This is a genomic window from Phaeovulum sp. (assembly GCF_041596715.1).
In the GTDB taxonomy this organism is placed as follows: domain Bacteria; phylum Pseudomonadota; class Alphaproteobacteria; order Rhodobacterales; family Rhodobacteraceae; genus UBA6213.
In genome coordinates, this window is the sequence record NZ_JBFHIA010000100.1 from 1 (window position 1) to 10,387 (window position 10,387).

Genomic DNA, 10,387 nt, shown 5'->3' on the forward strand with positions numbered 1-10,387 from the left:
CCAAGCGGCAGAGTTTCTTATCCGGTCAAGCGAATTGAGCCGGTATTGCAGCAGAACGATACGTTCTTCCCACGCCGCATCGCCGTGCTGGATCGCATCGCCAAAGGCGATCGCTTCTATGCGGCAGCGGGTGTTCAGCAATATGACAAAGTCATCGGCGCTGATTTCTGGGGTGCGGAACCCGCGCTGTTCGTGGCGGATGACAAGCTGCTCTGATGACAGGATGCTGAGCGCTTCTCGCACCGGGCTTGCACCGATTTCCAGCTTCTTGCAAAGCGCGTCAATCTGGATGCGGCTTGAGGGAGGCAATTCACCCGAAAGCACCATTTCGCGGATGCGGTGGTGGGCCAGAGAGGTCAGCGACCTGTGGGAATCCGTGCTGTTTTTCATGATGACAGTCTAGGATGAAGGTCATGATACCGCAAACAAAATCGATTTTCGGCGACCTTTTGCCGCGAAGATCACGCATGATAAAGCCCCGCCGTTCGGCCCCGCAGCGCCACCAGTGCCAGCACAGTGTCGATTGTTGGCGTCGGTGTGCCGGTGATGCGACCAAGTTCCTGTACAGAGCCCACCAAAGCGTCGATTTCCATCGGGCGCCCTGCGTCAAGGTCTTGCAGCATCGACGTTCTATGTGCCCCAACCGCGGCACCACCGTCGATCCGGCGCTCGACATCAATGGGGAAGGATACGCCCAGTTTCTCGGCGATCTCTTGTGCTTCGATCATCATGCGCCGCGCAACCGAGCGGGTGCCCGGATCGGTGCACAGCACATCCAGCGTGGCATGGGTCAGCGCCGAGATCGGGTTGAAGGACAGGTTTCCCCATAGCTTGACCCAGATCTCGTCACGCAGTCTTGGCCGCACAGGGGCCTTGAGCCCGGCCGCCGTCAAGGCTTGTGATAAGGCCAAGGCCCGCTCGGACTTGGCACCGTCAGGTTCGCCCAGCGAAAAGCGGTTGCCCTCGATATGGCGGATCGTGCCGGGTTCGCTGACCTCGGCCGCAGGGTAAACGACGCAGCCAAGCACGCGGTCGGGGCCAAAGCCATCCCATTGCGCGTTGCCGGGATCGACACTGGCCAACCGCGTGCCTTCCAATGCGCCGCCGTGCTTGTAGAAATACCACCACGGCACACCATTGACGCCGCTGACGATGGTGGTCTGGTGCCCGAGCAACGGTTGCATCGCGCCTACCACCGGCGGCACCGAGTGCGCCTTGAGCGTGACGATAACATAATCCTGTGGGCCAAGATCAGCAGCCGAAGCACTGGCGCGGACTTGAACCGTCAGCGGTTCGGCGCCTTCCTCAAGTAGGGTCAGACCGCGCGACTGGATCGCCGCCAGATGCGGGCCGCGGGCGACGATGCTGACATCGGCACCGGCCTTTGCCAGCTTGGCCGCCATATAGCCGCCAATCGCGCCGGCGCCGAAAATGCAGATCTTCATCTTTTCTCTCCGCTCAGGCGTCGGCACCCAAGCCAAGCTTCTCGGCCAGCCCGATGCGTTGCAGTTTGCCTGTGGCGCCCTTGGGGATTTCGTCCAGAATGATTACCCGGCGCGGCACCTTGAAATCTGCCATGCGACTGGCGCAAAAATCGCGGATGTCACGCTCGGTCGCGCTTTGGCCTTCGCGCAGGACTACCGCTGCCGCCACCTCTTCGCCCAGTTTGGCGTGCGGAATAGCAAAGGCCACCACCTGTTGCACGGCAGGGTGATCGAGGATGATGCCATCAACCTCAAGCGGGCTGATCTTTTCGCCCCCGCGGTTGATGATCTCTTTCAAGCGGCCCGTCAGGCTAAGATAGCCCTCGGCATCCAGCGCGCCTTGGTCGCCGGTGCGGAACCAGCGCCGACCATCGACTTCAAAGAAGTTCTTGGCGTTGGCGTCAGGGTTGCTTTCATACCCCGGCGTCACATTCGGGCCTGAAATCACGACTTCGCCGGTGCCATCTATCAGCCGGTTTTCGACCTCATGCGCAATGCGCAACAGCGGACCGGCCGCAACGCCCACCGAACCGGGCTTTTGCGCACGCGGGGGCAGGGGGTTGCTGGCCATCTGATGGGTGGCCTCGGTCATGCCATAGGCTTCGATCACTGGGGCGTTGAAGGTGCTGGCCAGTTCGCGCATCACCTGCGCCGGAAGCGAGGCAGAGGATGATCGGAGGAACCGCAAAGGATGCGCCTCGATCACGTCCCGATTGCGGGCGGCACGGGACAGAATAGCCTGATGCATGGTGGGCACGGCGGTATACCATGTCGGTTGCGCCTCTTTCATCCAGCCAAAGAACTTCAGCGCGTCAAAGCCCGGCGCGCACCAGACCGATGCGCCCGCGGCAAGCGAGGAGGTCAGGGCCGCGATGAGGCCATGAATGTGAAAAAGCGGCATCACGTTCAGGCAACGGTCCGCGGCTGTCAGGTTCAGTGCCGTGCCGATATTATGGGCCGAGGCGACGAGGTTGGATTGCAGCAAGGGCACGATCTTGGGGCGCGAGGTCGTGCCCGAAGTGTGCAAGATAAGCGCCACCGACTCTGGCCCGGGCTGTGCTGTGGGGGCAGGGCGTTCTGCATCGGTGCCAGACAGGCTAAACCAACCTGCGGGCTGATCGCTTTCGGAATGAAGCCGCAGGACGGGCAGTCCAAGCGCGGTGGCGGCTGCGACTGCTGCTCCATCCTGCCCGGCAGGCACAACCAGTGCCTTGGCACCCAGATCCTCTAGATAAAACTGATATTCGGCCAGTTGATACGCCGGGTTCAGGGGGGCGGTCGTCGCGGCCTGCGCGATGGTGACAAAGGCCGCCGCCATTTCTGGCCCGTTGGGCAGAACGATCGCCACCCGGTCACCCGCGCCGATGCCAAAGCGGCGCAAGTCGGTGGCAACCTCGGCGGACAGCCGCCTCAGGCCGCCGTAATCGAGCCAGTCGCGCCCGGGGGCCCCGATCGCCGGGGCTGAAGCATCCTGATCCGCCAACAAAGCGGCAATAGTCGCAGTCATGTCATTTCTCACTTTTCTTGCCGAAGGCAGGTGCCCGGTGCATCACCGGGCGGCTGCGTAGTAGGCGACTTTGCGTTCCAGATAGGCGAGGAACTCGGACAGGCTGAAGGCAAGGCCGAACAGCACGATCAGCACCGCCCAGAACTCCGCCATCAGGAACTGGCTTGAATAGAGCTCGAACAGCGCGCCAAAACCCACGATGGAAATCAGCAGCTGACCGATGATCACGCCCTTGACCGCACGGATGATGCCGATGCGCACGCCCCCCAGAATCTCGGGCAGGGCCGCCCAGAAGTAGATCTTGAAGAAGGCCTCCATCGGCGAGGCACCAAAGCAATGGGCCATTTCAACCAAAGAGCGGTTGATCTGCTTTACCCCGGTGCGGGCATTCAGGATGACGATCCAGATCGCGAAGAGCGCGGTGGTGATGATGACGGTCCTTGTGCCAAAACCGAACAGCACCATCAGCACCGGCACCAGCGCCGTCAGCGGGGCCGAGATGAAGATGTTGACCCAAGGCAGAAGCAACTCATCCAGAATACGGCTTTTGCCCATCAGGATGCCGACAGGAATCCCGATCACCAGAGAAAAGAACACCCCGACCGCGAAAGACCAGGTGGTGATCGAAAGCGCGTTCAGAAAGCCCTGCGTCGGCACCAGACCAATGAGGGTCATGATCACTTCGGAGAAGGGCGGCACGAAGAAGGTCAGGTCCAACTGGCCGACGATCTCCCACAACAGCGCCCAGAGGATCAGCGATGACAGCGCGGGCAGTTTGTATCCGAATACGGTCATTGCCTACTCCACATAGCTGCGTAGCGATGCCCAGATCCCATCGACGATATCGAGGTACTCAGGATCGCGACGAATGTTGTCCACGCCCTTGTCACGAAAGCTGGAAGGACGAATGATCTCGTGCACGCGGCTGGGCCGGGGCAGCAGGATGGCAATCTGATCCGAGACATAGACGGCTTCTTCGATCGAATGGGTGACGAAAATGAAGGTCTTGTTCTCGTTCTTGACCAGTTGCAGCAGGTCTTCCTGAAACTTCCGCCGGGTCTGTTCATCGACCGCCGAGAAGGGTTCGTCCAGCAACAACACCTGCGCATTCACCGACAAGGCCCGCGCTAGGCCCACGCGCTGGCGCATACCGCCCGAAAGCTGATGGGGATACTTCTTCTCGAACCCCGCAAGGCCAACGTCGCGGATGTATTTTTCAGAAATCGCCTCGCGTTCTGATTTGGCGACGCCCCGCAGTTCCAGCCCGAAGGCCACGTTGCGGATGACGGTCGCCCAAGGCAGCAGGGCGAAATCCTGAAACACGAAGGAACGATCAGGGCCGGGGGCAGTAACCTTTTGGCCATTGACCATGATCTCGCCTGACGTCGCCTTAAGCAGGCCGGCGATGATCTTCAGCAGCGTGGTCTTTCCGCACCCCGATGGACCCAGAAGCGAGGTCAGTTCACCGCGTGGAAAATCCAGCGTCAGATCCTTGAGCGCCTGCACGTCGCCGTAGGTTTTCGACACGCCACGGACCGAAACCGCGATGTCGGCGGCGGGCTTGGCTTGGACTGTGTGGGACTTAATCTGAGACATATCCACGGTTGTTCCCTTTGAATAGGATGTTTTCGAGCGACCCGAGCAAGTTCAGGAAAAGGACCGCAAGAAGGATGATGGAGAAGATTGCCGCATACATGCTGGGGTAGTCGGCGATGGAACGGCTGAAGGTGATGATGTCACCAACGCCTGTCGGGGTGATCTTCAACTCCGACAGGATCGCACCGATGAAGCCGGCCGAGACCCCAAGGCGCATACCCGAGAAGATCATCGGCGAGGCGGCAGGAAGGACGATTTTCCACAGAACCTCACGGTCCTTGGCTAGGAACGAAGTTGCCATTTCCTTCAGTGATACCGGGGTGTTGCGCACCGCCGCTGCGGTATTCAGCACGATCACCGGCATTGCCATGATGATCACGACAAACACCTTCGAGGTAATTCCGATGCCGTAGACCATCACCAAGATGGGGATCAGCGCGGCAAGCGGAGCGGCCTGCATGACGACGAAAATGGGGGCCAAAAGCCATTCGATCCTGCTCGAAAGCCCGATCCAAAGACCTAGCCCGATGCCAAGCACGGTGGAGATGGCAACGCCGACGACGAGCGGACTGAGCGTCTGGGCATAGGCGGTGAAGATTGAACCGTTCAAGGTCATGCGCAAAAGCGCGGACATCGATTCAAAAAAGGTCGGGAAGGCGTAAGAGATCGGTACACGGCCAGCGATTTCCCAAGCGCCGAATACGATCACGGCCGAAAGGAACTTGAGCAGGAGAGAGCGGTCGAACATCGGAATACCTCTGCGGCAAGGGGGTAGAAAGTGGGCAGAGCAAGGCTAGAGGCCGCCAGCGGGTCTGTTGGTAGCTGGCGGCCTCGTTCAGTCGCAGAAGAGGTTACTTCATTGCCGCATCAAGCGGGGCAAAGTACCAGAAGTCCTCGAGGTTCATCGTTGCGGGATCGCCCTCAAGCTGACCCGAGCGAGTATACCACTCCAGATCGGCCTGTGCGGCTTCGCGCCCGCCACCGTTCGGATCGTAAAGACCGCCGGCGACGGCATTGGTGTAGAAGTCGTCCAACTCGGCAAGAACCTGTGCCGGCAGCGTGCCGATCGGCCCGTTCGGGTCGGTTTCGCGGGCGACCATCGTGGGGTCGGCCGTCATCTCGCTCCAGACGCTATGCAGCGCATCCACGAGAGTGCTGACTTCCTTTTCATGCGCCTTCATCCAGTCGAGGTTGGCGAAAAGCGCCTCGTCGCTGGCTTTCACTTCGAACATCGGCAGAGCAGAGAAGCGGTCGCCCGCCTCGGCAATGATCTTGTTCTTGTTGGACAGGTCAAGAATGGTCACCTTGGCCTGACCGCCCAACATCGCCACGACGCGGTTGCTGGAGCCTGGCACATAAGACCTATCGCCAAACTTGATGCCTTCGCGCTCTTCGATCACGTTGGCGATCGAGTCGGTGCCACCGCCGCGCGAGTGCAGCATGATCGGCTGGCCGTCCAGATCCTTGAGCGAGGTGAACTCTTTGGTCGCTACCGGAAAGAACACCAGCTTCGACAACTGGAAGATAATCCGGATCGGCGCTTTTGACCGCTGCATGACGGCGTAGGGCGTGCCAAAGGCAACGTCCATGTCGCCGCTGAGAACCGCCTGAATGGCCAGTTCCTCTTCGGCGAAGGCGGTCCATTCGTAGTCGAGGCCATTCGCCTTGGCGCGGTCGAGCGCGACGAAGAACGCAGCAAGCTCGTCCGACGGTGGCTCGGCCAGGGCAATGCGAACGGTCTCGGCGTTGGCCGCAGACATCATCATGCTAGTTGCAAGGGCAAGCCCCGCAAGTTTCGTAAAGAAAGTCGTCATGATTCTCCTCCCTGAGAAATCAGTTCACTTCCAGTTTGTTAACCGCGGCAGTCCCGCGCGTGGGCTGGTGCTGTCGGCGGTCACTCCTCTCCAAAAAGCCGCTTTGCCACCGACCCAAGATGCAGCCGCATGGCTTCATAGGCTTCGGTCGGATCACGACGTGAAATGGCGGCCGCAATCGCGTCGTGTTCGGAAAAGCTGAAGTGATTGGGGGACGGTCGGGCGGTATCACGCGAGACACTTCCCCACGCGACGGCGCGGCGCACTTCGTTCAATTGATCGAACAGGGAAAGCAGCAACAGATTGTCGCTGGCCTCGGCCACTGCGCGGTGGAAGTTGTCGTCCTGAATCTCGTATTCATGCCATGTGGTCGCTGCCTTGGCCCGCTCGATCGCGCGGCGCATTCGCGACAGCGCCTCACCCGATGCGTTCATGGCAGCTTCGCGGGCGATGGCCGGTTCGATTGCAAGGCGCGCACGCATCATGCGGAAGGGGGTAAGCTGGCGACCCAACTCTATCGTTGCCGTTGCTGGCGCTTTTGGCGCGCCGGAGTCGGCGATGAATGTTCCCTTGCCCACGTGCCGCCAGATCAGCCCGTCACGTTCCAATACATCCAGCGCCTTCCGGATCGTCGCCCGGGATAGGCCCAGCTCTTCAGTCAGTTGGCGTTCCGGTGGCAGTTTGCTGCCAGCGCCAAGCCCGTGATCCTCAATGTAACGACGCAGTCGCGACGCTGGATCAAGCTCGACATCGATGCGGTTGTCCATGAGCCAATCTCCGGCATTGGTTGACCAATGTGGCCTCAGAATCGACCATAGGCCCGTAAATTGGTTTAATCAATCCAAATTGGTTCGCGCATTGACGAAAAAATAATACCACTCCGGATTGATTTTCCAAAAGGCCTCCGGTAACACCTCAAGGTATCGAGGCCATAGGAGGTAAGCCGTGCCAAATCTCGTGATTCCCGCGCCGCAGGTGCATACGATTCCAACCAGCGATGGCGGGGGCTTTCCGGTTAGGCGGGTCTACTGCATCGGCCGCAATTTCGCCGCCCATGCCGTAGAGATGGGGCATGATCCCAACCGCGAACCGCCGTTCTTCTTCCAGAAGAATCCCAACAACATGGATGCCTCGGGAGAGTTTCCCTATCCGCCGCATACCAATGACGTGCATCACGAGGTCGAACTTCTGGTCGCGCTCAAGTCGGGCGGCACCAATATCGCCGTGGCCGATGCCCTGAACCATGTCTGGGGCTATGGTGTCACCTTGGATATGACTCGGCGAGATCTTCAGGGCGAAGCCAAGAAGATGGGTCGGCCGTGGGAAATCGGCAAGGCGTTCGAGCGTTCCGGCCCTGTAGGCCCGATTTCGCCGGTTTCGAAAGTTGGCCATCCTAGCGAGGGGCGGGTCGTGCTCAAGGTCAACGGAGAGATTCGCCAAGAAGGCGATCTGAACCAGATGATCTGGAAAGTGCCGGAAATGATCTCCTATCTGTCCGAGTATTTCGAGCTTCAGCCCGGCGACGTCATCATGGCGGGAACGCCGTCTGGCGTGAACTCGGTGGTGAAGGGCGATGTCATGGAAGCCACAATCGACGGCGTCGGCACTTTGGTCGTCAAAGTCGTCTGATCTGGCCGATTCTCCGGATCGGCGCAGCCTGCGCCGGTCCGCGTTTATGGGGCCGGGGTGCATGTTTCCAAAATATCTTCTTGCGCCTTTTCCGCTATCCAGCCAGCTTTGTGCTGCAAACGGCGGCTGTGCGGTCGTCGCACCCGCAATGGCCAGTTTCAGGCCGCAACCGAACATTCCAGAGGCCCCGTCATGACCAAGAGCAACACCGCAGACATTATCTTCACCAAGGTAGATGAAGCCCCGCAGCTTGCGTCGGCCTCTCTCTTGCCGATCATTCGCGCCTTTCTGGCGCCAGCCGGGGTCTCGGTCGGAACGCGCGACATTTCTCTGGCCGGGCGGATCATCGCATCTTTCCCCGAGAATCTGACGGCGGCGCAGCGCCAGTCCGATGATCTGGCCCTTTTGGGCGAGCTGGTGAAATCACCCAAGGCCAATGTCATCAAGCTGCCCAACATCTCTGCCTCGGTGCCGCAATTGGTGGCCGCTGTGAAAGAGCTTCAAGCGCAGGGCTACAACCTGCCAGACTATCCCGAAGACCCGCAGACCGATGCGGAAAAAGAAGCCCGCCGCCGCTATGATGCCGTGAAGGGCTCGGCGGTGAACCCGGTTTTGCGCGAAGGCAACTCTGACCGTCGCGCGGCGATTGCGGTGAAGAAATACGCGATGTCGCACCCGCATTCGATGGGCACATGGGCCAAGGACAGCAAGACCTATGTATCGACCATGGCTGCCGATGATTTCCGCTCGAACGAGAAATCGGCAACCCTATCGGCGGCCCAGGCCGGCCCCGTCCGGATCGAACTGGTCGGCAAGGATGGCGCAGTGACGGTGCTGAAAGAGGGTGCCAGTTTCCCGGCCGGTGCCGTTGTCGATGCCACGTTCCTTTCGGCGCGGGCGCTGCGGGCCTTTCTCGACCAGCAGGTCATCGAGACCAAAGCCAAAGGCGTGCTGTTTTCTCTGCATCTGAAGGCCACGATGATGAAGGTCTCGGACCCGATCATCTTTGGCCATGGTGTAAAGGCGTTCCTTGCGCCGGTGTTCGACAAATATGGCGATGTGCTGGCCGCAGCCGGGATCGATCCGAACGCCGGTCTTGGCACCATGCTGGAGCGCGTTGCAGACCTGCCGCAGGCGGCCGAGATCACGGCAGCCATCGACGCGACGCTGGCCTTGCGCCCGCCGCTTTACATGGTGAACTCGGACAAAGGCATCACCAACCTGCATGTGCCTTCGGATGTGATCATCGACGCCTCTATCCCCGCGTTGATCCGTGCGGGCGGCAAGGGCTGGGGCCCGGATGGCAAGGCGGCCGATACCAATTGCGTAATCCCCGATAGCTCTTACGCCCCGGTGTATGACGAGGCGATCCGCTACTTCAAGGAAACCGGCGCGCTTGACCCGACAACGGCAGGCACGGTGCAGAACGTGGGCCTGATGGCGCAGAAGGCTGAAGAATACGGCAGCCACCCGACCACCTTCGAAATGCCGCATGCCGGAACGGTTCGCATGGTGCTGGCCAATGGCGAGGTGCTGCACAGCCACGAGGTAGAGGCAGGAGACATCTGGCGCTCTGCTTCGGCCCGCAAAGCCCCGATCGAGGACTGGGTCGCCCTCGCGATCGCGCGCCAAAAGGCCGAAGGCTGCAAGGCGATATTCTGGCTGGACGAGACACGCGCCCATGACGCGCAACTGATTGCCTATGTCAAACCGCTGCTGGCCGCTGCGGGCGTGGCGGACAAGTTCGAGATCCTTGCCCCGCGCGAGGCCACGCGCCGCTCGCTTGAGACTATTCGTAAGGGCGAGAATACGATCGCCGTTACCGGCAACGTGCTGCGTGACTATCTGACCGACCTTTTCCCGATCCTCGAATTGGGAACCTCGGCCAAGATGCTGTCGATCGTCAAGCTGATGCAGGGCGGCGGGTTGTTTGAAACCGGGGCTGGCGGCTCGGCACCCAAGCATGTGCAACAGCTGGTCGAAGAAAACCACCTGCGCTGGGATAGCTTGGGCGAGTTCTGCGCCCTTGGCGAAAGCCTGAAGTTCCAGGCCGAGCTTTCGGGCAACCCCAAGGCCTTGATTCTGGGCAAGGCGGTCGATGCGGCAACCCAAGCGGTGCTCGACAACGGCCGCTCGCCCATGGGGCGGGTTGGCCAGCCCGACAACCGCGACAGCCATTTCTACTTTGCCCTCTACTGGGCCGAGGCTTTGGCGGCGCAGACCGAAGACAAGGAACTGGCTGCGCATTTCGCACCGATCGCCAAGGCGCTTGCGCAAAACGAGGCGGCTATCGTGGCGGAGATCGCGGCGGTTCAAGGCAAACCGGCGGATCTGGGCGGCTATTACAATACCGACCC

Annotated in this window: 10 protein-coding genes; 2 read left to right on the top strand and 8 right to left on the bottom strand. The window is 60.5% G+C overall.

The features are described from left to right. The 8 genes from ABY403_RS08515 to ABY403_RS08550 all read right to left on the bottom strand — a co-directional run. The coding region (locus ABY403_RS08515) for a GntR family transcriptional regulator (protein ID WP_372840350.1) at positions 1–390 on the bottom strand (390 nt) is incomplete at its 3' end. Positions 391–461: 71 nt separating this feature from the next. Continuing rightward, positions 462–1,445, bottom strand: a complete 984-nt coding sequence (locus ABY403_RS08520) for a 2-dehydropantoate 2-reductase (protein ID WP_372840351.1) — start codon at positions 1,443–1,445, stop codon at positions 462–464. 13 nt (positions 1,446–1,458) lie between these two features. Continuing rightward, positions 1,459–2,991: an acyl--CoA ligase gene (locus ABY403_RS08525; RefSeq protein WP_372840352.1), complete on the bottom strand. Its 1,533-nt coding sequence runs from the start codon at positions 2,989–2,991 to the stop codon at positions 1,459–1,461. A 42-nt stretch (positions 2,992–3,033) separates the two neighbouring features. Next, the gene (locus tag ABY403_RS08530; protein WP_372840353.1) at positions 3,034–3,786 is read right to left on the bottom strand and encodes an ABC transporter permease; all 753 of its coding nucleotides are present in this window, start codon (positions 3,784–3,786) and stop codon (positions 3,034–3,036) included. 3 nt (positions 3,787–3,789) lie between these two features. Then, positions 3,790–4,587: an ABC transporter ATP-binding protein gene (locus tag ABY403_RS08535; protein ID WP_372840354.1), complete on the bottom strand. Its 798-nt coding sequence runs from the start codon at positions 4,585–4,587 to the stop codon at positions 3,790–3,792. After that, a complete protein-coding gene (locus ABY403_RS08540) occupies positions 4,574–5,335 on the bottom strand; it encodes an ABC transporter permease (protein ID WP_372840355.1) in 762 nt (253 codons plus the stop codon). Before ABY403_RS08540 ends, ABY403_RS08535 begins: the two co-directional genes overlap by 14 nt. A 103-nt stretch (positions 5,336–5,438) precedes the next feature. Continuing rightward, complete coding sequence (locus tag ABY403_RS08545; protein WP_372840356.1) at positions 5,439–6,401, bottom strand: ABC transporter substrate-binding protein; 963 nt, start codon at positions 6,399–6,401, stop codon at positions 5,439–5,441. Between the two features lie 80 nt (positions 6,402–6,481). After that, positions 6,482–7,168, bottom strand: a complete 687-nt coding sequence (locus ABY403_RS08550; protein ID WP_372840357.1) for a FadR/GntR family transcriptional regulator — start codon at positions 7,166–7,168, stop codon at positions 6,482–6,484. Between the two features lie 190 nt (positions 7,169–7,358). Between ABY403_RS08550 and ABY403_RS08555 the strand changes: the two genes are divergently transcribed. Next, the gene (locus ABY403_RS08555; RefSeq protein WP_372840359.1) at positions 7,359–8,030 is read left to right on the top strand and encodes a fumarylacetoacetate hydrolase family protein; all 672 of its coding nucleotides are present in this window, start codon (positions 7,359–7,361) and stop codon (positions 8,028–8,030) included. 192 nt (positions 8,031–8,222) lie between these two features. Further along, positions 8,223–10,387 (top strand): NADP-dependent isocitrate dehydrogenase (locus ABY403_RS08560; protein WP_372840358.1); only part of this gene is annotated, 2,165 nt, incomplete at its 3' end.